General features: G+C 66.0%; 24 protein-coding genes and 5 pseudogenes. 14 read left to right on the forward strand and 15 right to left on the reverse strand.

Annotated features, from left to right (window positions below; genetic code table 11):
- Positions 1 to 29 precede the first annotated feature (29 nt).
- Positions 30 to 275, forward strand: a complete 246-nt coding sequence (locus ACFQDH_RS18665) for a DUF2630 family protein (RefSeq protein ID WP_382403892.1) — start codon at positions 30 to 32, stop codon at positions 273 to 275.
- A gap of 13 nt (positions 276 to 288) precedes the next feature.
- On the opposite strand, the gene ACFQDH_RS18670 is transcribed toward ACFQDH_RS18665, so the two are convergent.
- Complete coding sequence (locus ACFQDH_RS18670) at positions 289 to 1008, reverse strand: RDD family protein (protein ID WP_382403893.1); 720 nt, start codon at positions 1006 to 1008, stop codon at positions 289 to 291.
- Between the two features lie 254 nt (positions 1009 to 1262).
- On the opposite strand from ACFQDH_RS18670, the gene ACFQDH_RS18675 reads away from it, so the two are divergent.
- The 3 genes from ACFQDH_RS18675 to ACFQDH_RS18685 are packed head-to-tail and all read left to right on the forward strand — an operon-like array spanning position 1263 to position 2580.
- Positions 1263 to 1613, forward strand: coding sequence for an ArsR/SmtB family transcription factor (locus tag ACFQDH_RS18675; protein ID WP_382403894.1), 351 nt, complete (start codon positions 1263 to 1265; stop codon positions 1611 to 1613).
- The gene (locus ACFQDH_RS18680) at positions 1610 to 2098 is read left to right on the forward strand and encodes an SRPBCC family protein (protein ID WP_382403895.1); all 489 of its coding nucleotides are present in this window, start codon (positions 1610 to 1612) and stop codon (positions 2096 to 2098) included. Before ACFQDH_RS18675 ends, ACFQDH_RS18680 begins: the two co-directional genes overlap by 4 nt.
- Positions 2098 to 2580 carry a VOC family protein gene (locus ACFQDH_RS18685; protein WP_382403896.1) on the forward strand — a complete coding sequence of 161 codons (483 nt, stop codon included), beginning with the start codon at positions 2098 to 2100 and terminating at the stop codon, positions 2578 to 2580. Before ACFQDH_RS18680 ends, ACFQDH_RS18685 begins: the two co-directional genes overlap by 1 nt.
- A 4-nt stretch (positions 2581 to 2584) precedes the next feature.
- Here ACFQDH_RS18685 and ACFQDH_RS18690 read toward each other — a convergent pair whose 3' ends face one another.
- From ACFQDH_RS18690 to uvrA, 11 genes and pseudogenes are all read right to left on the reverse strand, one after another.
- Complete coding sequence (locus ACFQDH_RS18690) at positions 2585 to 2935, reverse strand: RNA polymerase-binding protein RbpA (RefSeq protein WP_382403897.1); 351 nt, start codon at positions 2933 to 2935, stop codon at positions 2585 to 2587.
- Positions 2936 to 2987: 52 nt separating this feature from the next.
- The gene (gene secG, locus ACFQDH_RS18695; protein ID WP_382403898.1) at positions 2988 to 3230 is read right to left on the reverse strand and encodes a preprotein translocase subunit SecG; all 243 of its coding nucleotides are present in this window, start codon (positions 3228 to 3230) and stop codon (positions 2988 to 2990) included.
- Between the two features lie 114 nt (positions 3231 to 3344).
- Positions 3345 to 4163 (reverse strand): triose-phosphate isomerase, encoded by an 819-nt coding sequence (gene tpiA, locus ACFQDH_RS18700; RefSeq protein WP_382403900.1) that lies wholly within the window; start codon positions 4161 to 4163, stop codon positions 3345 to 3347.
- A gap of 3 nt (positions 4164 to 4166) precedes the next feature.
- Positions 4167 to 5368 (reverse strand): annotated as a pseudogene (locus ACFQDH_RS18705) (phosphoglycerate kinase).
- A 5-nt stretch (positions 5369 to 5373) separates the two neighbouring features.
- Entirely contained in the window at positions 5374 to 6369 is a 996-nt protein-coding gene (gene gap / locus ACFQDH_RS18710; protein WP_382403901.1) for a type I glyceraldehyde-3-phosphate dehydrogenase, read from the reverse strand.
- Between the two features lie 130 nt (positions 6370 to 6499).
- Entirely contained in the window at positions 6500 to 7480 is a 981-nt protein-coding gene (whiA, locus tag ACFQDH_RS18715) for a DNA-binding protein WhiA (RefSeq protein ID WP_382403902.1), read from the reverse strand.
- A 179-nt stretch (positions 7481 to 7659) separates the two neighbouring features.
- On the reverse strand, positions 7660 to 8505 hold the full coding sequence (locus ACFQDH_RS18720) for a gluconeogenesis factor YvcK family protein (RefSeq protein ID WP_382403903.1): 846 nt from the start codon (positions 8503 to 8505) through the stop codon (positions 7660 to 7662).
- A gap of 1 nt (position 8506) precedes the next feature.
- Positions 8507 to 9406: an RNase adapter RapZ gene (gene rapZ / locus ACFQDH_RS18725; protein WP_382403904.1), complete on the reverse strand. Its 900-nt coding sequence runs from the start codon at positions 9404 to 9406 to the stop codon at positions 8507 to 8509.
- On the reverse strand, positions 9403 to 11436 hold the full coding sequence (gene uvrC / locus ACFQDH_RS18730; protein ID WP_382403905.1) for an excinuclease ABC subunit UvrC: 2034 nt from the start codon (positions 11434 to 11436) through the stop codon (positions 9403 to 9405). Before uvrC ends, rapZ begins: the two co-directional genes overlap by 4 nt.
- 68 nt (positions 11437 to 11504) lie before the next feature.
- Positions 11505 to 11996 carry a Rieske (2Fe-2S) protein gene (locus ACFQDH_RS18735; RefSeq protein WP_382403906.1) on the reverse strand — a complete coding sequence of 164 codons (492 nt, stop codon included), beginning with the start codon at positions 11994 to 11996 and terminating at the stop codon, positions 11505 to 11507.
- A gap of 71 nt (positions 11997 to 12067) precedes the next feature.
- Positions 12068 to 15161: pseudogene (gene uvrA, locus ACFQDH_RS18740) on the reverse strand (excinuclease ABC subunit UvrA).
- Positions 15162 to 15249: 88 nt separating this feature from the next.
- On the opposite strand from uvrA, the gene ACFQDH_RS18745 reads away from it, so the two are divergent.
- The 5 genes from ACFQDH_RS18745 (at position 15250) to ACFQDH_RS18765 (ending at position 18838) form a co-directional block, all read left to right on the forward strand.
- Positions 15250 to 15915: an MBL fold metallo-hydrolase gene (locus ACFQDH_RS18745; RefSeq protein WP_382403907.1), complete on the forward strand. Its 666-nt coding sequence runs from the start codon at positions 15250 to 15252 to the stop codon at positions 15913 to 15915.
- A gap of 90 nt (positions 15916 to 16005) precedes the next feature.
- Positions 16006 to 16704: a C40 family peptidase gene (locus ACFQDH_RS18750; protein WP_382403908.1), complete on the forward strand. Its 699-nt coding sequence runs from the start codon at positions 16006 to 16008 to the stop codon at positions 16702 to 16704.
- Between the two features lie 34 nt (positions 16705 to 16738).
- Complete coding sequence (locus ACFQDH_RS18755) at positions 16739 to 17689, forward strand: EamA family transporter (RefSeq protein WP_382403909.1); 951 nt, start codon at positions 16739 to 16741, stop codon at positions 17687 to 17689.
- A 97-nt stretch (positions 17690 to 17786) separates the two neighbouring features.
- On the forward strand, positions 17787 to 18284 hold the full coding sequence (locus tag ACFQDH_RS18760; RefSeq protein ID WP_382403910.1) for an isocitrate/isopropylmalate family dehydrogenase: 498 nt from the start codon (positions 17787 to 17789) through the stop codon (positions 18282 to 18284).
- Positions 18281 to 18838: an isocitrate/isopropylmalate family dehydrogenase gene (locus ACFQDH_RS18765; RefSeq protein ID WP_382403911.1), complete on the forward strand. Its 558-nt coding sequence runs from the start codon at positions 18281 to 18283 to the stop codon at positions 18836 to 18838. The genes ACFQDH_RS18760 and ACFQDH_RS18765 overlap by 4 nt, the downstream gene beginning before the upstream one ends.
- A 5-nt stretch (positions 18839 to 18843) precedes the next feature.
- On the opposite strand, the gene ACFQDH_RS18770 is transcribed toward ACFQDH_RS18765, so the two are convergent.
- Both ACFQDH_RS18770 and ACFQDH_RS18775 read right to left on the reverse strand, forming a co-directional pair.
- Positions 18844 to 20277, reverse strand: coding sequence for an MFS transporter (locus ACFQDH_RS18770; RefSeq protein WP_382403912.1), 1434 nt, complete (start codon positions 20275 to 20277; stop codon positions 18844 to 18846).
- 75 nt (positions 20278 to 20352) lie between these two features.
- Positions 20353 to 21617 (reverse strand): annotated as a pseudogene (locus ACFQDH_RS18775) (aspartate aminotransferase family protein).
- A 67-nt stretch (positions 21618 to 21684) separates the two neighbouring features.
- Between ACFQDH_RS18775 and ACFQDH_RS18780 the strand changes: the two are divergent.
- Positions 21685 to 23162: pseudogene (locus ACFQDH_RS18780) on the forward strand (NAD-dependent succinate-semialdehyde dehydrogenase).
- An 824-nt stretch (positions 23163 to 23986) separates the two neighbouring features.
- On the opposite strand, the gene ACFQDH_RS18785 reads toward ACFQDH_RS18780, so the two are convergent.
- Positions 23987 to 24328, reverse strand: coding sequence for a VOC family protein (locus ACFQDH_RS18785; protein ID WP_382403913.1), 342 nt, complete (start codon positions 24326 to 24328; stop codon positions 23987 to 23989).
- Between the two features lie 258 nt (positions 24329 to 24586).
- Here ACFQDH_RS18785 and ACFQDH_RS18790 point away from each other — a divergent pair, with 258 nt between their 5' ends.
- The 4 genes and pseudogenes from ACFQDH_RS18790 to ACFQDH_RS18805 all read left to right on the forward strand — a co-directional run.
- Positions 24587 to 24925 carry a hypothetical protein gene (locus ACFQDH_RS18790; protein ID WP_382403914.1) on the forward strand — a complete coding sequence of 113 codons (339 nt, stop codon included), beginning with the start codon at positions 24587 to 24589 and terminating at the stop codon, positions 24923 to 24925.
- A gap of 386 nt (positions 24926 to 25311) precedes the next feature.
- Complete coding sequence (locus ACFQDH_RS18795) at positions 25312 to 25851, forward strand: GNAT family N-acetyltransferase (protein ID WP_382403915.1); 540 nt, start codon at positions 25312 to 25314, stop codon at positions 25849 to 25851.
- 81 nt (positions 25852 to 25932) lie between these two features.
- Entirely contained in the window at positions 25933 to 26346 is a 414-nt protein-coding gene (locus ACFQDH_RS18800; RefSeq protein ID WP_382403916.1) for a GrpB family protein, read from the forward strand.
- Positions 26319 to 26381: pseudogene (locus ACFQDH_RS18805) on the forward strand (hypothetical protein); the annotation flags it as partial. The gene ACFQDH_RS18800 and the pseudogene ACFQDH_RS18805, both read left to right, overlap by 28 nt.
- Positions 26382 to 26444 lie beyond the last annotated feature (63 nt).

Here is a 26444-nt window from a genome sequence, read left to right on the forward strand (position 1 = left end):
GCACCCCAGCGAGTGCCACGATGAGTGGCATGGATGACCAGTCGATCCGAGAGCACATCACTGAACTGATCGCGACCGAGCATGAGCTGCGCACCAGGCTCGGCAAGGGCGAGATCACAGCGCCCGAGGAGCACGCGCAACTGCGCAAGGCAGAGGTGCAGCTCGACCAGCTCTGGGACCTCTTACGACAGCGCCAGGCGCGCCAGGAGTTCGACCAGAACCCGAGCGACGCGACCGAGCGACCCGTCGATGTCGTCGAGAACTACCGCGAGTGAAACAACCGGTCGCTCAGTGCTTCTGCCCCGGCGGCGGGCCCTGTATGACGACGGTGTTCATCACCTTGTCCGAGAACGTCTGCCGCTTGGCGTCCCACAACGGCCACAGGTAGCCGATGTAACACGCGATCCCGTCCAGCATGTGCGCCAGGTCGCGAACGAACGCCATACCGGCCCCGATCGGCTGACCGGTCGACTCGCTGATCAACGAGATGCCCAGCGCCTTCTTGCCGATCGATTGGCCCTTGCCGCCCTTGATCCAGCGGTTCCAGATCTGTAGGCCGAGCACCACCAGGAAGCCGAGCAGTATCAGGACGAATGACGCCGGCGACGGCGAGCCGGTTGTCGTCGTGTGACAGTAGCCGGCGGTGTCGCACTCGTTGGTCGTGTTCAGGGAAGAGAAGAGCATCACGTAGCCGGGAATCACCAGCAGGTATCCCGGCAACATCACGAGACCGTCGATCAGGTAGGCACCGACCCGCTGTCCCCAGTTCGCGAGCGGCGGCATCGCACCGAACTGCTGCGGCTGTCCGGTGTACGGCTGGCCATAGCCCTGCGCAGCGCCGTACTGCGGCTGCTGCCCGTAGCCCTGCGGAGCGCCGTACTGCGGCTGCTGGCCATAGCCCTGCGGAGCGCCATACTGCGGCGGTTGCCCGCCATATTGCGGCTGCTGGCCGTAGCCCGGTGGCTGTTGACCGTCCTGCGGTGTCGAATATGGGTCGTTGTTGCTCATGGGTGTCCCCTCAGAATGTTCCGGATGCTCGCGCAGACTCTAGTGATCGACGCGCGCTCGAGCTACGCGGTTCCAAACATCAGCGATGAGCTCCCGCACCGGTCCTTCGTGTACGGCGAGATAGACGGCGTCCCAGAGACCGGCCGCCACCCGCCACTGAGAATCTAATTCAACCGAATGGTTGACAACCGTTTGGCGCCGACCTACGCTTCTGCTATTCAATCAATTGGTTGATAACCGGAAAGGTCGAGCCGATGGATCAGCTCTCCCAGGTGTTCTCGGCACTCGCCGACCCGACGCGGCGCGACATCGTCGCTCGGCTGACCGAGGCGGATGCCACGGTCAGCGAGCTTGCCGAGCCGTACGACGTGAGCCTCCAGGCCGTGTCCAAGCACCTGAAGGTGCTCGAGGGCGCCGGCCTGGTCTCGCGCAGTAAAGAGGCGCAACGACGTCCGGTCCATCTGGAAGCAGAGGTATTCGACCTGATGAACAAGTGGATCGAGCGCTACCAGCGCCAGGCCGAGCAGCGTTACCAGCGGTTGGACGCACTGCTCGACGAACTGAACGACCGCAGCACTCCCGAACAGAAGGGCAACGCATCATGAGCACCACCGACATCCGCGAGGCTGTGATCGAGGCGGACGAGAAGCTCCCGATCATTCGAATCACCCGCGATTTCAACGCAACTCCGGCGCAACTGATCAAGGCGCACACCGACCCCGACCTCTACGCACGCTGGGTCGGCCCGGACGACATCAGCACTGAGATCGACTACTGGGATGCCCGCACCGGCGGCAGCTGGCGCTTCCTGAACAAGCGGGGTGGCGAGAGCTACGCCTTCCACGGCAGCTTCCACGAGGTCGGCGACAGTCGCATCGTGCAGACATTCACCTGGGAAGGTATGCCGGAAGGCGTCTCGCTGGACACGTTGACCTTCGAGGACCTCGGCGATGGCCGCACCCGACTGCACGCCCAGTCGCTCGTCGAGTCGTTCGAGGCCCGCGACGGTTGGCTGGCCAGCGGCATGGAGGTGGGCGTCAACGACGGCTACGCCAAGCTGGATGGCCTTCTCTCGGACGGGGCTCTGTGATGGCCACCGTGCAGTCCACCATCAAGCCCTGCTTGTGGTTCCACGACAACGCGGAGGAGGCGATGAACTTCTACGTCGGCCTGTTCCCGGATTCGCACGTCGACGGCATCGACCGCTACCCCGACGAGTCGCTGGACGAGCACTACAAGGGTATGGCGGGAAAGGTCATCAACGGCCGATTCACCCTGGCCGGAATGGAATTCGTCTGCCTCGACGGTGGCCCGGCGTTCACCTTCAACGAGGCAATCTCGTTCACGGTCGCCTGCGCGGACCAAGCGGAGATTGACCGCTACTGGCAGGCGCTGTCCGCGGTTCCCGAGTCGGAGCAGTGCGGTTGGTGCAAGGACAAGTACGGCGTGAGCTGGCAGATTCTGCCGGCGAACCTGGGCGAGTTGCTGACCGGCCCGGCCGCCATACAAGCGCTGATGGGCATGCAGAAGATCGTGATCGCCGACCTGCAGGCCGCGACCGACGCCTCCTGAGGAATTACTGGATCAGGCCCCGCTGGCGCAACGTGTCGAGCGCCTCGTCGAGGATGACCGCACCCTCTTCGTCGGAGCGACGCTCCTTCACGTAGGCGAGGTGCGTCTTGTAGGGCTCGGCGCGCGGTGCTGCAGGCGGGTTCGCCTCGTCCTGACCGGCCGGCAGGCCGCAGCGCGGGCAGTCCCAGGTCTCTGGCACCGCGAGGCCCGCCTCCTGCGCGAAGCTCGGGCGGGTCTCGTGGCCGTTGGAGCACCAGTAGGAGACGACTACTCGAGGAGCTGCATCGCCACGTTCGGCCTCGCCCATCGGGCCGGCGCCGACACGACTACCTCGAATTGCATTGCCACCGGCCACGATTGCTCCTTGACGGCGTCGGGATTGGAACGGGGAAAGGTGAGGGTGGGGGCTACTGGAAGCGCGCGACCAGGCCCAGGCCGACGATGGCTGCCAGCCAGATGATGCTGGCGATGATCGTCAATCGGTTGAGGTTGCGCTCCGCAATGGACGACCCACCGAGGCTGCTGCTGACACCGCCACCGAACATGTCGGAGAGGCCGCCGCCCTTGCCCTTGTGCATCAGAATCAGCAGCACCAGGAACAGGCTGCTGACGATTACTACTGCCTGGAGCGCGATGCGCATGCCGTCCACGCTGGAGACTCACCTTCACGTCGAGAAACTTGATCGGCGCTGACCGAGCACCTTGGACAACGTTACACGCCCGTGCGCCGGAAAGTTGCGCCGACAGTGCGTTACGGGCGGCAGTTAGAGCACCGCACCCTGGTGCGCCTTGAAGCGACAGATCGCGGCGAACTCCGCGGGATCCAGTGACGCACCGCCGACCAGCGCACCGTCGACATCTTCCCGCGCCATGATCGACGCGACGTTGCCGGACTTCACCGAGCCGCCGTAGAGGAATCGGACTTGGTCTGCGACATCACCGGAGTAGAGGTCGGCGACCGTGTTGCGCAGCGCGGCGCACGCCTCCTGCGCGTCGTCGGGCGTCGCCACCTCACCGGTGCCGATCGCCCAGATCGGCTCGTAGGCCACGACAAGAGACGCAACGTCAGCGGCGGCGATGCCGTCGAGAGCAGCGGTCAACTGGGCGACGATGTGTGCGACCTGAGCGCCCTCCTTACGGACCTCGAGCGGCTCGCCGACGCACAGTATCGGTGTCAGCTCGTGCCGCAGCGCCGCCTTGACCTTCGCATTGACGATCTCGTCGGTCTCCTGATGGATCGTGCGACGCTCGCTGTGTCCGACGATGACGTAGGAGCAGCCGAGCTTGGCCAGGAACTCACCGGAGATGTCACCGGTGTAGGCACCCGAGTCATATGGCGACAGGTCCTGCGCGCCGAGCTGCAGCTTCAGCCGGTCGCCGTCGATGAGCGTCTGCACCGACCGGATGTCGGTGAAGGGCGGGATCACGGCGACCTCGGTCTCGGCGTGGTCGTGCCGCTTGTCCTTCAGCGTCCAGTCCAGCTTCTGCACGACGACGGTCGCCCGCTGGTGGTCCAGGTTCATCTTCCAGTTGCCGGCGATCAGCGGAATACGTCCCGCCGGAGTGTCCTTCTTGTCAGCCACCGCTCAGTCCTCCAACACGCTCAGGCCGGGCAGGGTCTTGCCCTCCAGGAATTCCAGGCTCGCACCGCCACCGGTCGAGATGTGCCCGAAGTCGTCGTCCGCGAAGCCGAGCTGACGAACGGCCGCAGCCGAGTCGCCGCCGCCGACAACGGTGAGCGCACCGGCCTTGGTGACATCGGCCAGCGCCTGCGCGAGGACCTTGGTCCCGTCGGCATACGGCGCCATCTCGAACGCGCCCATCGGGCCGTTCCAGAAGACCGTCCTGGCGCTGCCGATCGCGTCGGCGAATGCCTTCGCCGACTCCGGGCCGATGTCCAGACCCATCCAGTCGGCCGGTATGGCGTCCGCCGCCACGACCTCGTGGTCGGCGTCGGCCGAGAACTCGGTGGCCGCAACCACATCGGTCGGCAGCACAATCTTGACGCCGCGATTCTCGGCCTCGGCCAGGTAACCCTTGACCCGGCCGATCTGGTCTTGTTCGAGGAGGCTCTTGCCGACCTCGTAGCCCTGCGCCGCCAGGAAGGTGAAGACCATGCCACCACCGATCAGCAGCATGTCGGCCTTGCCCAGGAGGTTCTCAATCACTCCGAGCTTGTCGCTGACCTTCGCACCGCCGAGCACAACGGCATACGGGCGCTGCGGTGACATCGTCAGCCGGCGCAACACACCGACCTCAGTCTCGACGAGGCCACCCGCTGCCTGCGGCAACCGCTCGGCGATGTCGTAGACGCTGGCCTGCTTGCGGTGCACGACGCCGAACCCGTCGGAGACGTAGGCGTCGGCCAGATGACTCAGCTCGTCGGCGAACGCGCCACGCTCGGCGTCGTCCTTGCTGGTCTCCCCGGGTTGAACCGGAGGTTCTCCAAGAGCGCGACCTCACCCTTGTGCAGCTTGTCGACGGTTTCGTTCGCGGACTCCCCCACCGTGTCGGTGGCGAACAGCACTGGGAAACCCAGCAGTTCGGAGAGCCGGTCGGCCACCGGCCGCAAGGAGAACTTGGGGTCGGGCGTGCCCTTGGGCCGGCCCAGGTGCGCGCACACGACGACCCGGGCACCCGCGTCGGCCAGCTTCTTGATGGTCGGCACCGACGCACGAACACGTCCGTCGTCGGTGATCTCACCGGCGTCATTCAGTGGGACGTTGAGGTCGCTGCGGACCAGCACGGTCTTGCCGGACAGGTTGCCCAGGTCGTCGATCGTTCGCATGGTGCTCAGAGGCTCTTGCCGACGAGCTGCACGAGGTCGGCGAGGCGGTTGGAGTAGCCCCACTCGTTGTCGTACCAGCCGACGACCTTCACCTGGTTGCCGATGACCTTGGTCAGGCCCGAGTCGAAAATGCACGACGCCGGGTCGGTGACGATGTCCGAGGACACGATCGGGTCCTCCGTGTAACGCAGGAACTTGCCGTCGGCGGCCTTCTGCACAGCGGCGTTGACCTCTTCGACGGTGGTCTCGCGACCGGCCTCGAAGGTCAGGTCGGTGGCCGATCCGGTCGGGGTCGGCACGCGGAGCGCGTAGCCGTCGAGCTTGCCCTTGAGCTCCGGAAGCACCAGGCCGATCGCCTTGGCCGCACCGGTGGACGTCGGCACGATGTTGATCGCCGCAGCGCGTGCACGGCGCGGGTCCTTGTGCGGTGCGTCCTGGAGGTTCTGGTCCTGGGTGTAGGCGTGGATGGTCGTCATCAGGCCCTTGACGATGCCGAACTCGTCGTTGAGTGCCTTGGCCATCGGGCCGAGACAGTTGGTGGTGCACGACGCGTTGGAGATGATCGTGTGCTTCGCGGCGTCGTAGTCGCCGTCGTTGACACCCATCACGATGGTGATGTCTTCATTCTTGGCGGGAGCCGAGATGATGACCTTCTTGGCACCGCCGTCGATGTGCACCTTGGCCTTCTCGGCGTCGGTGAAGATGCCGGTCGACTCGATCACCACGTCGGCGCCCAGCTCGCCCCACGGGAGCTTGGCCGGGTCACGCTCGGCGAACGCCTTGAAGGTCCGGTCGCCGGCGGTGATGTCGGTGTCCGTGGAAGTCACGTCGCCGGGGAAGCGCCCCAGGATGGAGTCGTACTTGAGCAGACGGGCCAGGGAGGCATTGTCGGTCAGGTCGTTGACGCCGACGATCTCGATGTCGGCACCGGACGCGACAACCGCCCGGAAGAAGTTGCGGCCGATGCGGCCGAAGCCATTGATTCCCACGCGGACGGTCACGGGCGACTCATCCCTTTCTGTTGGTCAGGTGATGTGCGTCTGAGGCGGTGCCGGAACTGGCACCCACCGGAGCGACACCACCGACCCTATTTGATGACGCGCGCCGGCAGGAACGCGTCCTGCCGAATGGTCACTGATCGAGCATGTCTGCCGTCAGCGCAGCCTCGGTGTTGGGTATGCCGAGGTCGCTGGCGCGCTTGTCGGCCATCGCCAGCAAGCGTCGGATGCGACCGGCCACGGCGTCCTTGGTCATCGGCGGATCCGCCTTCTGACCGAGCTCTTCCAGGCTGGCCTCCTTGTGGGTCAGCCGCAGTCGGCCGGCTTCGGCCAAGTGGTCCGGCACTTCGTCGGCGAGGATCTCCAGCGCACGCTCGACGCGGCTGCCGGCCTGGACCGCGGCCTCGACCGAGCGACGCAGGTTGGCGTCGTCGAAGTTGGCGAGCCGGTTGGCTGTCGCACGCACCTCGCGGCGCATCCGCCGCTCCTCCCACGCCATGAACGCGTCGGTTGCGCCCAGCCGGGTGAGCATCACGCCGATGGCGTCACCGTCGCGTATGACGACCCGGTCGACACCGCGCACGTCACGCGCCTTGGACTGGACACCCAGCCGGCGGGCAGCTCCGACGAGCGCCAGCGCGGCTTCCTGCCCCGGGCAGGTGACCTCCATCGACGACGAGCGGCCCGGCTCGGTGAGCGAGCCGTGCGCGAGGAAGGCACCACGCCAGGCGGCTTCGGAGTCACAGATCGAGCCATTGACGACGCGCGGCGGCAGGCCACGTACCGGCCGGCCGCGATGGTCGATCAGGCCGGTCTGCCGGGCGAGTGCTTCACCGTCCTGCGCCACCCGCACGATGTAACGGCTGCCGCGTCGCAGCCCGCCGCCACTCATCACCAGCACCTGCGGAGTCTGGCTGTAGAGATCGGCGATCGCCTGGCGCAGCCTGCGCGCCGCCGCTGCCGTGTCCAGCTCAGCCTCGATGACGATCCGGCCACCGATGATGTGCAGACCGCCCGCGAACCGCAGCATCGCCGAAATCTCTGCCTTGCGGCAGCACGTTTTCGTGACGACATGTCTGCTGAGTTCGTCCTTGACGGCTGCGGTCATCGACATGTCGTTTCAGTTCCTAATGCAGTGATTCAAACAGAGCCCGTGCGGTCTGCACATGCTACGTGGCGCGGCGACGCGAACCCGTCACTCCACCACATCACGATATGCCGCTGCCAGGCGCAAGGTGTCGTGCGCGCCCGGTCGATCAGAGTCTGCCACGTCCGCGAAAACTACTTCCGCGCCTAGTGATTGGGCAGTGGAACGCAATTGGTCTCCCCGTCGAGCACCACTGTCGGGTCGGCGAGAACGACATCGAGATGCAACTCGGGTGCGTGCGCGGCCAGCACTTCGAGGTGATCGGAGGCGCTGAAGCCGGTGGTCTCACCGGTGTCCATGACCATGTTGAGGGTGAGCATCCGCTTGGCGGTGGTGTGCACCAGCGCCTCTCGCAGGTCGGGCACGAGCAGGTGTGGCATCACCGAGGTGAACCACGAGCCCGGGCCCAGGATCACCCAGTCTGCGTCATACACGGCTTCGACAGCCTCCTGGCAGGCCAGCGGCGGGTCGGGGTTGAGTCGTACGCCGAGGACACGACCCGGTGTCGAGGCGACCTCGACCTGGCCACGGATCTCGGTGACCTCGTCCGGTTGCTCCGGGTCGGCGCCCAGCACGCTGGCTTCGATGCGTAGTGGCTCGGCGGCCATCGGCAGCACGCGGCCACGTGCACCCAGCAGCCGACCGACGAGGTCGAGTCCGGCGATGGGTTCGCCGAGCAGATCCCACAGCGACGCGATGATGAGATTGCCCAGGGAGTGCCCACCGAGCGGTCCCTCGCCCGCGAACCGATGTTGCAACGCGTCGGCCCACTGCAGGCCCCACTCGGAGTTGTCACAGAGCGCGGCGAGTGCCATCCGTAGGTCACCGGGCGGCAGGATGTCGAACTCCTCCCGCAGCCTACCGCTGGAGCCGCCGTCGTCGGCGACCGTCACGATCGCGGTGATCTTGTCGGTGACCAACTGGAGGGCCTGCAGGGATGCGAAGAGTCCGTGACCGCCACCGAGTGCGGCGACGGCAGGTCGGCGCGGCATGCTATTCGCGCCCCAGATCGCGGTGCACGACGAGTGACTTCACGTCGCGGGAGTTGAGCCGGTCGGCCAGCGCCTCGGCCATCGCGACCGAACGATGCTTGCCGCCGGTGCAGCCGACTGCGAGGGTGACATAGCTACGGCCCTCACGCAGGTATCCCGCGGTCATCGGCTCCAGCAGGCTGAGCGTGCGGTCGAGGAACTCCTTGGCACCGGGCTGCGCCAGGACATAGTCGGCGACGATCGACTCCTGACCGGTGTGCGGCCGAAGTTGCGGATTCCAGAAGGGATTGGGCAAGAAACGCATGTCGAAGACGAGGTCGGCATCCAGCGGAATGCCGTACTTGAAACCGAACGACATGACGGCGATGCGCAGCGCCGGGCCGTCGTCTCCCCCGACGAACTCGCGGACCTTGCTGCTGAGCTGGTGGACGTTGAGCCCGCTGGTGTCGATCAGGATGTCGGCGGTCGCGCGCAGGTCACGCAGCGCTTCGCGCTCCTCCTGTATGCCGTCCAGGAGGCGTCCCTCCGCCTGCAGCGGGTGCGGCCGGCGCACGGACTCGAAGCGCCGCACGAGGGCCTCGTCGGTGGCGTCCATGAAGATGACCGTCGGGCGCCATCCTTCGTCCCGCAGGTGATCCAGGCCTTCGCGGAAGTCGGTGAAGAACTCCCGGGACCGGACGTCGACGACGGCTGCGAGCTTCGGCACGGACTCGCGGTTCTCGATGCCCTGTTTGGCCAGCAGATCGGCCATCGCCACCAGCAACTGTGGCGGCAGGTTGTCGATGACGTACCAGCCCCGGTCCTCCAGCACGTTGGCCGCGGTGGTGCGGCCGGCGCCGCTCATGCCGGTGACAACGATGAGCTCCGGCGCCAGCTCCGGGGACTCCTCCACGTCGTTCATCGGGTGGTCTCCTTGTCGTCGAGCTTGTCGTCGAGCACTTCACCGGTCGTGAGGTTGACCGCAGGTGTTGTGGCGTCATCCTCTCGCAGGTGTGAATGCACCGTAGCGGCGAGCGTCGGACCGATGCCCGGCACCGCCTCGATCTGCTCGACCGACGCCGCACGCAACCGCTTGACCGACCCGAATTCACGCAGCAACGTCTTGCGTCGCACCGCACCCAGGCCGGGTATGTCGTCCAGCGCCGACTTGGTCATCGCTTTGGACCGGCGCTGCCGGTGGAAGGTGATCGCGAAGCGGTGCGCCTCGTCACGGACCCGTTGCAACAGATAGAGCCCATCGCTGGTCCGCGGCAGGATCACCGGGAAGTCGTCACCGGGCAGCCAGACCTCCTCCAGTCGCTTCGCCAGGCCGACGACCGCGACGTCGTCGATGCCGAGCATCTCCAGCGCATGGGACGCGGCATCGACTTGGGGTTTGCCGCCATCGACGACGACGAGCTGCGGCGGGTAGGCGAATCTCTTGGGTTTGCCGGTCATTTCGTCGATCGGACCGCTGCCGGACCCCGGCTCGTCACCGGCTTCGTCCAGCTCGATGTCGCCTGCATTGTCACGGTCCTGCAAGTAGTGCCGGAAGCGCCGGGTGAGGATCTCGTCCATCGCCGCGGTGTCGTCCAGCCGCACGGACCCGTCCTCCTGGGGCGTGCCGCGCACGATGAAGCGGCGGTATTCGCCTTTACGGGGCAGTCCGTCCTCGAAGACCACCATCGAGGCGACCACGTTGGTGCCTTGAACGTGGCTGACGTCGAAGCATTCGATCCGTAGCGGTGCCTGCTGGAGCTCGAGCGCGTCCTGCAGGTCCTGCAAAGCCTGGCTCCGTGCGGTGAGGTCGCCCGCCCGCGCGACCTTGTGCCGAGCCAGCGATTGTTTGGCGTTGCGGTTGACGGTCTCCATCAGCGTCCGCTTGTCACCACGCTGCGGCATACGCAACTCGACGCGCGACCCGCGGATCTCGCTCAACAACTCGGCCATCGCGTCGGGCTCCGGCGGAAGGGCGGGGACGAGGACTTCACGTGGCACGCCCTCGGCCGACTCCCCGCCGTAGACCTGGCCGAGCAGTCGCTCGATGACGTCGGCGAGGCCGAGATCGCCCTCGCTCTGCTTGTCGACCACCCAGCCGCGCTGGCCCCGGATCCGCCCGCCGCGGACGTGGAAGACCTGCACCGCCGCCTCCAGCTCGTCGTCCTCGATGCCGAAAACATCGGCGTCGGTGGCGTCCGGAAGGACGACAGCCGAGCGCTCCAATGCCTTCTCCAGGGCCGCGATGTCGTCACGTCGCCGGGCGGCGGTCTCGAAGTCGAGATCGGCACTGGCAGCACGCATTTCGCGTTGCAGGCGCTTGACGAACCGGCCGGTGTTGCCGGCCATGAAGTCACAGAACTCCTCGGCTATCGCGCGGTGCTCGTCCTCGGTCACCCGACCGACGCACGGAGCCGAGCACTTGTCGATGTAGCCGAGCAGGCACGGCCGCCCGACCTGTCCCGCCCGCTTGAACACGCCGCTGCTGCAGGTGCGCACCGGGAAGACACGCAGCAACTGATCGAGGGTCTCGCGGATCGCCCAGGCGTGTGCGTAGGGCCCGAAGTAGCGGGTGCCCTTGCGCTTGGAGCCGCGCATGACCTGAGCCCGCGGGAACTCCTCGCCCATGGTCACCGCGAGATACGGGTAGGACTTGTCGTCGCGGTACTTGACGTTGAAGCGCGGGTCGAACTCCTTGATCCAGGAGTATTCGAGCTGCAGCGCCTCGACCTCGTTGCGCACCACGGTCCACTCGACGCTCGCGCCGGTCGTGACCATCGTCCTGGTGCGCGGGTGCAGCGCCGCGATGTCCTGGAAGTATGACGACAATCGGCTGCGCAGCGACTTGGCCTTGCCGACATAAATGACCCGGCCGTCCTTGTCGCGGAACTTGTAGACGCCAGGATCGACCGGGATCTCCCCGGGCTTGGGGCGGTAGGTCGACGGATCAGCCACGACTCCACTCTATGGACCGGCCCCGACACTCCCGCACCCCAGGTGTGAGGGCATTCGGGATGAAGGGGTCAGCTGACGATGACTTGGGAGCCCTTGACCGTGGCGGTCATCGGGGTCAGGGGTTTGGTCGCCGGACCTTGTTTCACCGAGCCGTCCTTGGTGCTGAACTGACTGCCGTGGCACGGGCAACTGATGGTGTCGCCGCTGACCTGGGTAACGGGGCAACCCTGGTGGGTGCAGATGTAGCTGAAGGCCTTGAACTCGCCCGTGGCCGGCTGTGTGACGACCGCCTTGAGGTCGTTGTCGATGATGCCGCTGCCGACCGGCACCTTGGATGTCGCAACGCCTTGCCCGGAAGCCGTCGCATGTGTCGCACCGCCACCGGCGGCGCCGGCCGCTGGTTGGCTCGCACCCGACGATCCGCTCGAGCCGCCGCATGCGGCCAGGGCTCCGGCTGCGGCCACGGCCCCGCCCGCCAGGCCCGCGGAGCGCAGGACCGTCCGGCGATCGGTGCCTGTCGGCAGTGCTGTTTCGGAGGCCTCGGTGTTGTCCGTAGTCATGCCCACCAGCATGCAGTCGTTGAATGATCAATAGGTGACCGGGCTCTGTGGACTTGCTGTGCAAGCGGTGATTATTTCGACCTTGCTGCGCGGCCGACCGGCTTGCTTCGTGTCGCCTTCGCGGTGGCCGCGGGCTTCGCCGACTTCGCTGTTGCTGCCGCCGTGCGCTTTCGCGTCGCCGCCTTCTTTGTCGTGGCCGTCTTGGCCGTCGTCTTCTTGGTCGTCGTCTTCTTGGTCGTCGCCTTCGTGGCAGCAGGCTTGCCACTGCGCGCCGTTTGAGAGGGACGCTCGGCGCGGGTGGACTTCGCGAGCAGCGGACCGAGGTATTGCCCGGTGTAACTATCAGCGACCTCGGCGACGTCCTCCGGCGTGCCAGTGGCAACGACTGTCCCGCCGCGGTAACCGCCTTCGGGACCCATGTCGACGATCCAGTCGGCGGACTTGATCACGTCGAGGTTGTGCTCGATGACGATCACGGTGTTGCCCTTGTCGACCAGACCCTGCAGCACCCCGAGCAGCTTGCGGATGTCCTCGAAGTGCAGGCCCGTCGTCGGCTCGTCGAGAACGTAGATCGTTCGGCCGGTCGACCGCTTCTGCAACTCCGCTGCGAGCTTGACGCGCTGGGCCTCCCCACCGGACAGCGTCGGCGCCGGCTGCCCGAGTCGCACATAACCGAGCCCGACATCGACCAGGGTGTTCATGTGCCGCGCGATCGCCGGCACCGCCGCGAAGAAGTCCTTGGCCTCCTCGATCGGCATGTTGAGCACGTCGGCGATCGTCTTGCCCTTGAAGTGGACTTCGAGCGTCTCCCGGTTGTAGCGCGCGCCGTGGCACACCTCGCACGGGACGTAGACGTCCGGCAGGAAGTTCATCTCGATCTTCAGCGTTCCGTCACCGCTGCACGCCTCGCAGCGACCGCCCTTGACGTTGAACGAGAAGCGTCCCGGCTGGTAGCCGCGGACCTTCGCCTCGGTGGTCTCGGCGAACAACTTGCGGACACTGTCGAAGACCCCGGTGTAGGTCGCCGGGTTGCTTCGTGGTGTCCGGCCGATCGGACCCTGGTCGACGTGCACGACCTTGTCGAGGTGGTCGAGGCCCTCGACCGTCCGGTGCCGGCCGGGCACGTGCCGGGCGCCGTTGAGCTGGTTGGCCAGCACGTTGTAGAGGATCGCGTTGACCAGCGTCGACTTACCGGAACCCGAAACACCAGTGACCGCAACCAGATTGCCGAGGGGTATGGCGACATCGACGTCCTGCAGGTTGTGCTCGCGAGCACCGCGCACGACGATCTCTCGGCCGTCCTGCGGCCGTCGGATCGCGGGGGTGAGAATCTCGCGCCGGCCCGACAAATAGGCGCCGGTGATCGAGTCAGGCTGGTCGAGCAATCCCTTGACCGGGCCGGAGTAGACGACGTTGCCACCGTGCTCCCCGCGCCCGGGCCGATGTCGACCACCCAGTCGGCGGTGGCGATGGTGTCCTCGTCGTGCTCGACGACGATCAGCGTGTTGCCGAGGTCGCGCAGCCGGGTCAGCGTCTCAACCAGCCGGTGGTTGTCGCGCTGGTGCAACCCGATCGACGGCTCGTCCAACACATACAGGACTCCGACCAGGCCGGAGCCGATCTGGGTCGCCAGCCGGATGCGCTGTGCCTCGCCGCCGGACAATGTCGCCGCCGGCCGGTCCAGGGACAGGTAGTCGAGCCCGACGTCGAGCAGGAACCCCAGCCGCGCGTCGACCTCGCGGATCACCCGCTCGGCGATCTGCCGCTCCCGCGGCGTGAAGTCGACCGTCTCGAGGAACCCGGCTGACTGCGAGATCGGCAACGCGCACACCTCTGCGATGGAGCGGCCGCCGATCGTCACGGCCAACGACTCGGGCTTGAGTCGTGCACCGTTGCACACGGGGCACGGGACCTCGCGCATGTAGCCCTCGTAACGGTCCCGGCTCCAGTCCGACTCAGTCTCCTGATGCCGACGCTTGACGAACGGGACCACACCTTCGAAGCCGGTCGAGTAGCTGCGTTCGCGGCCGTAACGGTTGCGGTATTGGACGTGCACCTTGTGGTTCTTGCCGTAGAGCAGCGACTCCTTGGCTCGCTCCGGCAGTGCGCGCCAGGGCATGTCGAGGGAGAACTTCTGCTCCTCCCCCAAGGCACCGATGACTCGCAGGAAGTAGTCCGAGGACTGGGCACCCTGCGCCCAGGGCAGGATCGCGCCCTCTCGGATCGTCTTGTCCTGGTCTGGGATCAACAGGTCGACGTCGACTTCGAGCTCGGTGCCGATGCCGGTGCACGCAGGGCAGGCGCCGAACGGACTGTTGAAGGAGAACGAGCGCGGCTCGATCTCATCCATCGACAGCGGGTGCTCGTTGGGGCAGGCCATCTTCTCGGAGAACCGGCGCTCACGCGTCGGGTCGTCGGCGTCCAGGTCGACCATGTCCACCAGCAGCACTCCACCGGCCAGGCCGAGCGCGGTCTCGACCGAGTCGGTCAGCCGCTGCTTGCCCGAGGTGTCGCCCTCCTTGGCAACCAACCGGTCGACGACGACCTCGATGGTGTGCTTCTTCTGCTTGGCCAGCTTCGGCGGCTCGGTCAGCGTGACGACCTCGCCATCGACCCGCGCACGGGAGTAGCCCTTGGCCTGCAGCTCGGCGAACAGCTCGAGATATTCGCCCTTGCGGGAGCGCACCACCGGTGCCAGCACCTGATAGCGCGTCCGGTCCGGGAGCGTCAGCAACTGGTCGACGATCTGCTGCGGAGTCTGCCGGCCGACCGGCTCGCCGCAGACCGGGCAGTGCGGGCGACCGGCCCGCGCGAACAGCAGGCGCAGGTAGTCGTAGACCTCGGTGATGGTGCCGACGGTCGACCGCGGGTTGCGGTTGGTCGACTTCTGGTCGATCGAGACCGCCGGCGACAAGCCCTCGATGAAGTCGACGTCCGGCTTGTCCATCTGCCCCAGGAACTGCCGGGCGTATGCCGAGAGGACTCGACATACCGCCGCTGCCCCTCGGCGAAGATCGTGTCGAAGGCCAGCGACGACTTGCCGGACCCGGACAGGCCGGTGAAGACGACAAGGGCGTCCCGCGGAATGTCGATGGAGATGTTGCGAAGATTGTGCTCGCGGGCGCCACGCACCCGAAGGTGGTCGTGACCTCGGTTTGCTGGCACGGTGAGAGATGTCGACGAAGGCACGAAGCCATGCTAGGTCGCACCACCGACAACCCCGAATCAGCGCCCGAACACCGAGGAGAGCCGCATGACCTACGACGGACACGTGACACCCGGAGACGCCCCCGCCATACGAGACATCGGGGTCGCCCGGATCAGCAAGATCAGCGTCTCCGACATGCACAACAGCGTCTATCTGGTGACCGACGTCGCCACCGGTGACGCCCTGCTGATCGACGCCGCGAACGAGTGGCCCGCCATCAGCGCGATGATCGCCGCCGACGGTGGCCGGGTGACCCACCTGGCCACTACTCACCGGCACTTCGATCACGTCGGCGCGCTGCCCGAGGCCGCGCACGAGACGGGCGCACAGCTACTCGCCGGCGCGGACGACGCCGACGATCTCCCAGTCCCGGTCGACCGCCGCCTGAACGACGGCGACACTCTGCAGGTCGGCGACCTGCAGTTCGACGTCGTCGCGCTGCGTGGGCACACGCCCGGCTCGATCGCGCTGTCCTTGCGGGGCACCGACGGCACGACCCACCTCTTCACCGGGGACTCGCTCTTCCCGGGCGGCGTCGGTGCGACGAATCACTATGACTACCAGTCATTTCCACAACTCATCGACGACGTCGAGCAACGCATCTTCGGACGGTATGACGACAACACGTGGGTCTACCCCGGGCACGGCGACGACACCACGCTCGCCGCAGAGCGCCCGCATCTCGCGGAGTGGCGGTCCCGGGGGTGGTGAACTCACCGCACGGCCGTGTTTGGATGAGAGCGTGAGCAACGACACCGACGCAGCAAACCTCGCACTCGTCAACGTCGACATCACCGGGCTGTGGACCACACCGGATTCCCCCGCCCGATCGATGCGCCGCTGATCGCAGATCGACCCGACCACACCCGCTGGCTGGCCGACATGGATGACAAGGCGACTCTCGAAGAGGGTCGCCTCGGCCTCTATGACCGCTTCGACTCCGAGTTGCTGCACGGCGAGCCGGTCATCGTCACGTCCGGCGACTCCGGCGGCTGGACCAAGGTCAGCTCACCCTGGCAGCCGTATGACGGCAGCGACACCGGCTACCCGGGCTACGTCCGCACGGCGCACCTGCAACCGGTCGACAGCACGTCGCTGGACGAATTGCCCGCAGGCAGCGCCACACCAACCGTCGACACCTTCCTCGACGAGGCACGTACCCACATCGGCCTGTCCTACCTGTGGGGTGGCATCTCCCCCAAGGGGCTGGACTGTTCCGGACTCGTCCACTACAGCCTGCGCCGGCTGGGCATCCTCTTCCCGCGAGACGGCGGCGACCAGTTCCGCGCCTGCGAGGACATCCCGATCGATGAAGCACGCCCCGGCGACCTCTACTTCTTCGCGCAGCCGGGCAAGGAGATCCACCACGTCGGCATCGTCACCGGGCCGGAACGCATCCTGCACGCGCCGTCGACCGGCGAGGAGGTCGTCGAGGAGACCATGCCGCCCCAACGTCTCGAGACCCTGACCAAGGTCGGTCGCATCCGGCAACTGCAATGAGGTCCTCCGCTCGGCATCGCCCGAGCAACACATAATGGAACGCCGGCGTGGCGCTGGGCCGGTCCCCGCGCCACTCCTCGTGCTCGGCGGCATCCTCTCCGTGCAATTCGGCGGAGCCCTGGCTGCAACCCTGCTGCCGTTGGTCGGCGTGCCCGGGTCGGTCGCATTGCGACTGGCCCTCGCCGCGGTCGTCGTCCTCGCGTGGACGCGGCCGTCCCTTCGGGGTCGCAGCCGCGCGGACTGGACGGCCGTTGCGTCATACGCGCTGGCGCTCGGGGCCATGAACTGGTGCTTCTACGGATCACTGCAACGACTGCCGATCGGTGTCGCCGTCACCATCGAATTCGTCGGTCCACTGGTGCTTTCCGCGGTGCTGTCCCGTCACCTGCGTGACGCTGCCGCCGTGGGGCTCGCGGCCGTCGGAGTGGTCCTCGTCTCGGGTGCCGTCAACACTCCGTGGCACGAACTCGACGGCATCGGCATCCTGCTGGCATTGGCTGCCGGCGCGTGCTGGGCGGCATACATCCTGACTTCGCGCCGGACCGGGCAGCACTTCGCCGGACTGGACGGCCTGGCGATCGCGATGGCTCTGGCCGCTGTCGTGGTGCTGCCCTTCGGCGCGTTCGAAGCAGGCAGCGAGCTGATCGGTCGGGAGGCTTTGCTCAAGGGCGTCGGCATCGCGGTGCTCTCGTCGGTCCTTCCCTACTCCTTGGAGATGGTGGCGCTGCGACGCCTGGCGCCCAACGTCTTCGGCATCCTGCTCTCACTCGAGCCCGCCGTCGCCGCGCTGGCCGGCCTGATCGTGCTCGGCCAGCACCTGTCCCCTGTGAAGCTGATCGGCATGGCCCTCGTCGTGAGCGCGAGTGCACTGATCCTCGGCGCCCGGCACGAGCCCCCGCCGACCCGCCACCCCAGGACGTATGACGGCAGCGTCTCGTTGCCCGACTCCTCGCTCACCACCCGATCCCAGCAACTAATGCAGTGAGTAAGAAATAGAGCAGGTACGGATGTGGGAAAAGTTGTTTGTCAGGCGCGAAGCGACTGTCAAGCAACTTTGCCCGCACCGCACTAGCATCGGCGACATGGTTGCGAGCTACACGGTCGATGTCATTCCCGGCGACGGAATCGGTCAGGAGGTCACACCCGCCGCAACGGCGTGCGTCGATGCTGTGGCCGAGCGCCATGGCTTCAAAATCCAATGGCGAGAACGGGATTGGGGTTCCGACTACTACCGCAGCAACGGTCGCATGCTGCCCGTCGACGGGCTCGAGCAGATGGCCGACGCCGACGCCATACTGCTCGGCGCAGTGGGCGATGTGGACATCCCGGACGACGTGACGCTGTGGGGCCTGCTCATCCCGATCCGGCGCGAGTTCGATCAGTACGTCAACCTGCGTCCCAGCCGCACCCTGCCCGGCGTACCGTCGCCGCTCGCAGGCGACAAGAAGCTGGACGTGCTCGTCGTGCGCGAGAACGTCGAGGGCGAATACTCCGAGATCGGTGGCCGGTTCCGCCGCGGGCAGCCGGACGAATTGGCTTTGCAGGAAGCAATTTTCACCCGTAAGGGGTGTCTCGCGTGACGCGTTTCGCGGCGGAGCGCGCCACCGAACGCAGCGGTCGTTTGGTGTCCGCGACCAAGTCCAACGGCATCATCCACACGATGCCGTTCTGGGACGAGGTCGCGCGCGAGACGGTCGCGGAGTTCCCGGGCGTCACGCTGGAGAAGGTGCTCGTCGATGCGCTCGCGGCCCGCGTGGTCCTCGCCCCGGAGAGCTTGGACGTCATCGTCGCGTCCAACCTGTTCGGCGACATTCTCTCCGATCTCGCTGCGGCTGTTGCGGGTTCGCTCGGTGTCGCTCCGAGCGCGAACCTCAACCCCGAGCGAGAGCACCCGTCACTCTTCGAACCGGTCCACGGCAGCGCCCCGGACATCGCCGGCAAGGGCCTGGCCAACCCGGTCGCAGCGATCTGGGCCGGCGGCATGATGCTGCGCCACCTGGGTCAACCCGACGCGGCCGACACCCTTGAAGCAGCGTTCGGCAAGGTCCTCTCATCCGGGACCCGCACCCGGGACCTCGGCGGAACCGCAACCACCACCGAGTTCACCGAAGCGGTCCTCGCCGAGCTCAGGTAGGGCGCTTACTCGTCGCGACGGCGACGTCCGACGCCGAACTCCCTTGACACGTCACGGATTCCGGACACATTGTGTATGCCGTACTTCTCTCGAGGCTGCTCGTCCTCCGCGTCCTCGGTGCCCGGTGTGCCACGTCCACGGATCGACCGACCCGCGGTCTCCGGCACCTTCACCAGGCCGATCGCGCCGATGATCATCGCGGCCATCATGTAGTAGGCCGGCATGTAACGGCCGCCCCAGCCGACCATCCAGTCGTTCACCAGCGCGGACGTGCCACCGAACGCCGCGGTGGAGATGTTGTAGCTGATCGCCATACCCGCGTAGCGCACGTGCGCCGGGAACATTGCCGGGAAGGTCGCCGAGATCGTGCCGAGCTGCGGCAAGTAGACCAGCCCGAGCACGGTGAACCCGACAACGGCCCACCCCAGACCCTGGCCCATCAGCCAGAAACACGGCACCGCGAGCACAAACATCGCTGCCAGCGAGAACCACCACATCGGCTTGCGCCCGACCCGGTCGGAGGTGCTCCCGGCAATCCAGATCAGTGCCACCATGATCAACTGCCCGATGAGCAGAATGATGTCGGACTGGGTTGCCGAGATGCCGAGCGAGCCGCTCATGTAGGTCGGCATGTAGGTCAACAGGGTGTAGTTGGCGATGTTGAGCGCAACCACCATCAGGAAGAGACGCACGATGGGCTGCCAGTAGTCGCGGAACAGGTTCTTGAGCGCTCCGGTGGCCGCCTGCTCCGCCTCGTCGTTCTCCTGCAGCTCGCGGAAGACCGGGGTGTCCTCCATCTTGGTGCGCAGGTAGAGCCCGACCAGGCCCAGCGGCAGGCCGACCAGGAACGGGATACGCCAGCCCCAGGACATCATCTGGTCGTCGCTGAGCGACGCCCGCAGGATGAGCGTGATCGCCAAGCCGCCGCTGAAGCCCAGCAGAGTGCCGCACTCCAGGAACGAGCCCCAGAAGCCACGCTTCTTGTCCGGCGAGTACTCGGCCATGAAGGTCGCGGCACCGCCGTATTCACCACCGGTGGAGAAGCCTTGCACGACCCGGAGCAGCACCAGGAAGATCGGCGCCCAGATGCCGATCGACTGGTAACTCGGGATGAAGCCGACCAGCGCCGTGCCGACCGACATCAAGATGATGGTCATCGCCATCACCTTGTTGCGACCGAGCCGGTCACCGATGGGTCCCCATACGATGCCGCCCAACGGGCGCAGGATGAAGGAGACCGCGTAGACCAGCAGGGTGGCGGCGTTTCCGGCGTTCGGGAAGAAGTTGTGGGTGATCTCGGTGGTCAGGTAGGCGTAGACGCCGTAGTCGTACCACTCGGTCGCGTTACCGATCATCGATGCGCCGACTGCGCGTCTGAGGGTCTTTTCGTCTACCTCGGGGACATCAGCCTCCGCGGCCTTGGTCGTATCCACTGGCATGCGTGCTCCTCCTTGAGGGATCTTGCACTTCTTGTCAGGTGCTACGCCGCCCGCTTTCGGGGCGCCGGCAGGACGTCAACGTGCTTCGCCCTGCAAAACGGAACCGACCGACTCTGCCCACAATGTCGCCGCCTCGTCAATTTGGGCCTCGTCCACGACCAGCGCCGGAATGAAGCGCACCACCTCGCCCCACGGCCCGCAATTGAGCAGCAACAAGCCGCGTCGGGCCGCCTCCTGCTGCACGGCTGCAGCGGTTGAGCCGTCGGGGTTGCCGTCCGCATCGCGGAACTCGTTGCCGATCATCAGGCCGAGACCACGCACATCGTGAATTTCGTCATACTTCCCGGCAGTGGCCCGCAGCGCGTCGATGAGTTGGGCGCCGCGCTGCGCCGCGTTGTCGACCAGGTTCTCCTCCTGTATGACGTCAAGCGTCGCGATGGCCGCGGCACACGCGACGGCGTTGGCGCCGTACGTACCCCTTGTGAGCCGGGCCAGGCCTTGTCCATCAAGGCGGCCGATGCGGCGATGGCCGACAGCGGGAATCCCGAGCCGATGCCCTTGGCGGTGACCATGATGTCCGGGGTCACTCCGAAGTGCTCCTGCGCCCAGAACTTGCCGGTGCGGCCGAACCCGGTCTGCACCTCGTCGAGGACGAGCAGGATCCCGTGCTTGTCCGCCCGCTCGCGAAGGCCGGCGAAGAACTCGGTGTTGCCGGGGACGTAGCCGCCCTCGCCGAGGACCGGCTCGACCAGGAACGCTGCGGTGTCGTTCGGCTGCGAAAGCGTTTGTAGCGCGTGGTCCAACTCCTTGAGCGCGAATTCCGTTGCCTGCTCGACGTTCCAGCCGTAGTAGGTGGGATTCGGGAACGGCGCCACATGCACGCCGGCCATCATCGGAGCGAAGCCGGCGCTGTACCTCGTGTGCGACGTCGTCAGCGATGCCGTCGCGACGGTGCGCCCGTGGAAGCCGCCGTGGAAGACGACGATGTTCGGCCGACCGGTCGCCTGACGCGCCAGGCGGAGTGCGGCCTCGACCGCCTCCGAGCCGGAGTTGGTGAAGAACAATCGGTCGAGCCCGGCCGGTAGCACCTCCCCGAGTCGCTCGACCAGCGTCAGCAGCGGCCGGTGCATCACGGTCGTGTACTGCGCGTGGATCAGCTTGCCGACCTGCTCCTGAGCGGCCGCCACCACCTTCGGGTGACAGTGCCCGGTGCTGGTCACCCCGATGCCTGCGGTGAAGTCGAGGTACCGCCGGCCGGACTCGTCATACAGATTCAGGCCCTCGCCGTGTGACGCGATGACGGGCGTTGCCTGCTTGAGTGCTCCGGAAAGCTGGGCCATGAGGCCTCCCTCTGATGAGATTTTGATAGATTGTCGACAATCAGACTAACGCGATGGGAGTGCAGATATGAGCAATTCGAGCGCCGCATCGACCGACGCCGCACGCGTCCTGGGCGCGGTTCCGACCGATCTGTTGATCGACGGGAAGTGGTCCCCCGCGACGGGAGACGCGACGTTCTCGGTGTCCGACCCGGCTACCGGTGCAGAGTTGACGCAGGTCGCCGACGCCTCCCCGAGGACGGCCGGCGCGCCCTGGACGCAGCTGTCGCCGCACAGCGCTCCTTCGCCGAGACGTCGCCGCGCGAGCGGTACGACATGCTGATGAAGGCGTTCGACCTGCTCCACGAGCGGATCGACGATCTTGCGCTGCTGATGACGCTCGAGATGGGCAAGCCGCTGGCCGAATCCCGCGGTGAGATCACGTATGCCGCAGAGTTCTTCCGCCACTTCGCCGGCGAGGCGCTGCGCATCGATGGCGGCTACCAGACGGCGCCGGCAGGCGGCGCACGGTTCCTGGTCACCAAGCAACCCGTCGGCCCGTGCCTGCTGATCACACCCTGGAACTTCCCGATGGCGATGGGCACCCGCAAGATCGGCCCGGCGATCGCCGCCGGGTGCACGAGCGTCATCAAGCCGGCCGCGCAGACCCCGCTGTCGATGCTCGCGCTCGGGCAAATCCTCATCGAGGCGGGCGTGCCGGCGGGAGTGGTCAACATCGTCACCTGCACCCGGTCCGGCGAGGTCATGGAGCCGCTGATCAAGTCGGGCAAGGCACGCAAGCTGTCCTTCACCGGCTCCACCGCTGTCGGCAAGAAGCTGCTCGCACAGTGCGCCGACAACGTGATGCGCACGTCGATGGAGCTGGGCGGCAACGCGCCGTTCCTGGTCTTCGAGGACGCCGACCTCGAAGAAGCAGTGGCCGGTGCGATGGCCGCGAAGATGCGCAACATGGGCGAGGCGTGCACCGCGGCCAACCGCATCTACGTGCACCGCAGTGTCGCCGAGGACTTCGCCAAGCGGCTCGCGGACATCATGGGCGGGCTACAGGTCGGACCTGGCACCGCTGACGGGACCCAGGTCGGACCACTGATCGACGACGCCGGACGGGCGAAGGTCATCGAGCTGGTCGCCGACGCCACCGAGCGCGGCGCACGTGTCCTCACCGGCGGCAAGGCTCCCGAAGGACCCGGATTCTTCTATCCCCCAACGGTTTTGCTCGATGTCCCGGGCGATGCCCGTATGGCGAAAGAGGAGATTTTCGGACCGGTCGCCTCGATCATTCCGTTCGATGAGGAGGAGGAAGTGATCGAGGCCGCGAACGACACGCCATACGGCCTCGTCTCCTACGTCTTCACCAACGACTTGCGCCGCGCGCTGCGGGTGGCCGAGAAGATCGAGTCCGGCATGGTTGGGCTGAACCAGGGTGTCGTGTCCAACCCGGCGGCGCCGTTCGGCGGGATCAAGGAGTCCGGCCTGGGTCGCGAAGGTGGCAGCGCCGGCATCGACGAGTTCTTAGAGGTCAAGTACATCGGGATCAGCGTCTGAGGCGAAGGCTGAGTTGGGCGTGGCGAAGTAGCCCGTATGGCGCCCCTGTCCCGGTGAGCAGGTTCGGACGTCTTCTACGGGACTGGCATCGGCACACGGGGCAAGATCACATCTACCGTGCCGATCCACCGCAGGTCGAACGGCTTCGGGACGTCGGGGCAGGCCGGCGAGCCGTCGTGCTGAGAAGGTTGTGGCATGACAGGTCCTTATGCGGGAGGACGAGTGACGCCAGTAGGGCGCCGGGTCGTCGTCACTGGCATTGCTGGGTCGGGCAAGAGCACGTTTGCTGTCGCCCTCGCCCGAAAGACCGGCTTGCCCGTCATCCACCTAGATCTTCACTTCTGGAAGCCAGGATGGGTTGAGCCTTCAGAGGACGAATGGCGCACCGTTCAGCAGCATGTGCTCGCTGGGGACGCCTGGATTGCCGATGGTAACTACAGCGAAACACTTGCGCTTCGTCTGAAGGGCGCAGACACACTCGTAGTTCTCGACATGCCGTGGTGGCTTTGCGCTGGACGGGCTCTCCTCCGAGGCTTCCGAATGCCAGGCGCGTTGCCAGAAGGCAGCATGTACACGCGGTGGCAGCGGCTACGAGATGAATCCAGACTCGCCGTGCTCATCTGGCGCAACCGCCATTCAGAACCCGAGTCCGAGAGACGGATCGTTGCAGAGCATGGTCAGCACCTTGCCGTCCATGTGCTCAAGTCGAAGAGGTCGGTCAAGGAGTTCCTCGATCACTTGATAACGACTGGCTAAGTCTGACCGCTCACGCCGCGATCCGCGCGCTTGTCCCACCGAAGGATCTCTACCGGGGCGACTTCGAGTCAGTCGGTAACGAGTTCATAGACGTTGCCGTCTGGTGCACGGAACTGTTGCCAGCTCGGGCCGCCGTCACCGAGCAGGTCCACCCCGGCAGCCCGCAACTCGGCCACAGCTGCGTCGAGATCGCGCACCGCGAAACCGACGACCGGACCGGTGTCGAAGTGCTCCTTACCGGGGTAGTTCGGCCCAAACACTTCCACGTTGCGGCCGTCCGGTAGTCGGAAGACCCAGAAGCCCGGTTCGGCATGTACTGGTTGTAAGCCCAACACATTCTCGTAGAAGGCCGCCAGCGCGCCACCGCGGTCAGTACGTGTTCCGCTCCAGCCAAGGCCCGTGATCTCCATACGGACAGTGTCGCGGACAAGCAGTATCGATAGGCGATCGGCTACCTAAGCGGTGCGAACGTGAATGGCGTATTGGCACTGCCGCCCGCTTTAGCCGAGTTCGTCAATCCAAGGGTGACCTGAGGATCGCGGGGCAGGGCTCGCTGCGCTTGACAGTCATACGCGTCCTGTGGGTCGCAATTGTTCGGCTTTGCCACGCCGTCTGCGGGTCTGCGCGATTCGTGGCCGAAATTTCCTGGCAAGTCGTACGCTCCGCACATGGGGTTGCTAAAGAAGAAGGCAATGGATGGTCAACCAGAGGGCTGGTACCCCGACGGTGAACGGCAGGAGCGCTACTGGACCGGCACGAGGTGGGACGCTCGACGCCAGCTACTGGCCAATGGCGACGTCGAGAAGACCGAGGACTGGTACACCGACTCAGCAGGTGTCTATCACCGCGTCTATCCGCCAATGGAAGAAGAACTGCAAGCTGAACGGGATCGAAAGCGGGAGGAGGCAGAGCGCACCCGTGCTGGCAAACCGGCGAAGCCCCGAAACAGCCCACTGCGGATTGCCCGCACTGCCATGGTGAGAAGACGGTCCTCGTCGAACCGATGAAGGGCCACAAGGTTGCTGCGTCGGTTGCATTTGGTGTCGTGGGTGCCCTCGCGGCCAAAGGCGACCGCACGTCGATGCGGTGCACCGCTTGTGGCGCAGCTTGGACGCTGAAGTAGCACCCGATCGGCGGCAGAAATATGTGCGCGTCCTGGCAGCCCTCGAACGACGCGGGCGCCGCCGCAGGAGTTGCGGTCGGGACGTGCGCTCGATGACTTGGCGCAGCAAGGTCGAGCGACAACGCCGGGCGGCCTGCGCGATCATTCGTGGCGATCATGGGACCAATAGTCCCGTGTGCCGATCGTCGACCGACACAGAGCGTTGATTCGACAGCGAGTTAAGGTTCGAGCTCGCTTGCACGCCAGCCGAAGGTCAGGTTTTGTTCGAGTGTGACCACGAGCGAGCAGCCAGTGATTCGTCGACCCACCGCGGCCGAGGTGCCAGACCTGCCCGAGATCGAAACCGAGAGTCATCGTTTGTACGACCTGGTGGGCATGTCGCTGGTCGCCGCCGGCAACGAGCCTGACCTAGCGGGGCTGCAGACTGCACATGCCGCAGGGAATCTGTTGATTGCAGACTGTGACGGCGTGGTCGCTGGATTCATCGAGTGCCGACCGATCGACGAGACCTTATATGTCGCAGGCGTCAGCATCCGATCCCGCTTTGGGCGGCGCGGTATCGGCGCAATGCTGCTGGCGGCCGCAGAATGCCTGGCACACGCCCAAGACCTGACCCGGCTGTCCTTGACGACGTTTCGCGATGTTCCATGGAACGCGCCGTACTACCAGCGTTTGGGTTGGCGCGGACTGGCGGAAGCCGCCACTCCTTCCGGCCTAGCCGCCATTCGTGCACGTCAACGAGAAGCCGGCTACGAGCGGTGGCCGCGCGTAACGATGATTAAGAATCTCCCGGATACGCAGCGGCCGTAGCGGCATCCGACACTGTCGAGCACAGTTCAACCGGATGCGTGGATAGCCGTCCCTTCGCGTCAGGCCTTCTACACTTCGGACGTGCCGTTTCCCGACGAACTGTCACCGATCGGCGTTGAGGTTCTCGCCTACCAGCAGACGTGGGCAGACGAAGCGCACGAACTCGCCGCCCGCCTGCGCGAGCTGATTCCAGACGCAGTTGCGGTCGAGCACATCGGATCGACTTCGATCCCGGGCATGAGTGCCAAGGACTGCCTCGACATGATGATTGTGGTCACTGACCTTGACACGACCACAGCAGGTACCTCGCTCACCAAAGCCGGGTTCCGCCGCCGCCCGGAACCGTGGAACAACGACGAGCCCGCGCAGGACCGACTGTGGCCGAAGATGGTCTTCGCCCCACCCATAGTGGCCGTACGGTTAACATCCACGTGCGGCTGGCGGGTGCGCCCACCACACGACTGGCTTTGCTGTTCCGCGACTTTCTCCGGGTGAACCCTGGACATGTACAGAGGTGGGCGCAACTCAAGATCGCGGCTGCAGACGCCGCGCATGACCTGTCCACGTACGGCGCGATCAAAGAGCCAGCGTGG

It is taken from the genome of Flexivirga alba (assembly GCF_042661025.1).
Lineage (GTDB): Bacteria > Actinomycetota > Actinomycetes > Actinomycetales > Dermatophilaceae > Flexivirga > Flexivirga alba.

Bases quoted from the DNA above. Each gene is read 5' to 3' on its own strand.
- ACFQDH_RS18665 (WP_382403892.1), top strand. From the start codon at position 30: ATGGATGACCAGTCGATCCGAGAGCACATCACTGAACTGATCGCGACC.
- ACFQDH_RS18670 (WP_382403893.1), bottom strand. From the start codon at position 1,008: ATGAGCAACAACGACCCATATTCGACACCGCAGGACGGTCAACAGCCA.
- ACFQDH_RS18675 (WP_382403894.1), top strand. From the start codon at position 1,263: ATGGATCAGCTCTCCCAGGTGTTCTCGGCACTCGCCGACCCGACGCGG.
- ACFQDH_RS18680 (WP_382403895.1), top strand. From the start codon at position 1,610: ATGAGCACCACCGACATCCGCGAGGCTGTGATCGAGGCGGACGAGAAG.
- ACFQDH_RS18685 (WP_382403896.1), top strand. From the start codon at position 2,098: ATGGCCACCGTGCAGTCCACCATCAAGCCCTGCTTGTGGTTCCACGAC.
- whiA (WP_382403902.1), bottom strand. From the start codon at position 7,480: ATGTCGATGACCGCAGCCGTCAAGGACGAACTCAGCAGACATGTCGTC.
- ACFQDH_RS18720 (WP_382403903.1), bottom strand. From the start codon at position 8,505: ATGCCGCGCCGACCTGCCGTCGCCGCACTCGGTGGCGGTCACGGACTC.
- rapZ (WP_382403904.1), bottom strand. From the start codon at position 9,406: ATGAACGACGTGGAGGAGTCCCCGGAGCTGGCGCCGGAGCTCATCGTT.
- ACFQDH_RS18735 (WP_382403906.1), bottom strand. From the start codon at position 11,996: ATGACTACGGACAACACCGAGGCCTCCGAAACAGCACTGCCGACAGGC.
- ACFQDH_RS18745 (WP_382403907.1), top strand. From the start codon at position 15,250: ATGACCTACGACGGACACGTGACACCCGGAGACGCCCCCGCCATACGA.
- ACFQDH_RS18755 (WP_382403909.1), top strand. From the start codon at position 16,739: ATGGAACGCCGGCGTGGCGCTGGGCCGGTCCCCGCGCCACTCCTCGTG.
- ACFQDH_RS18760 (WP_382403910.1), top strand. From the start codon at position 17,787: ATGGTTGCGAGCTACACGGTCGATGTCATTCCCGGCGACGGAATCGGT.
- ACFQDH_RS18770 (WP_382403912.1), bottom strand. From the start codon at position 20,277: ATGCCAGTGGATACGACCAAGGCCGCGGAGGCTGATGTCCCCGAGGTA.
- ACFQDH_RS18785 (WP_382403913.1), bottom strand. From the start codon at position 24,328: ATGGAGATCACGGGCCTTGGCTGGAGCGGAACACGTACTGACCGCGGT.
- ACFQDH_RS18790 (WP_382403914.1), top strand. From the start codon at position 24,587: ATGGGGTTGCTAAAGAAGAAGGCAATGGATGGTCAACCAGAGGGCTGG.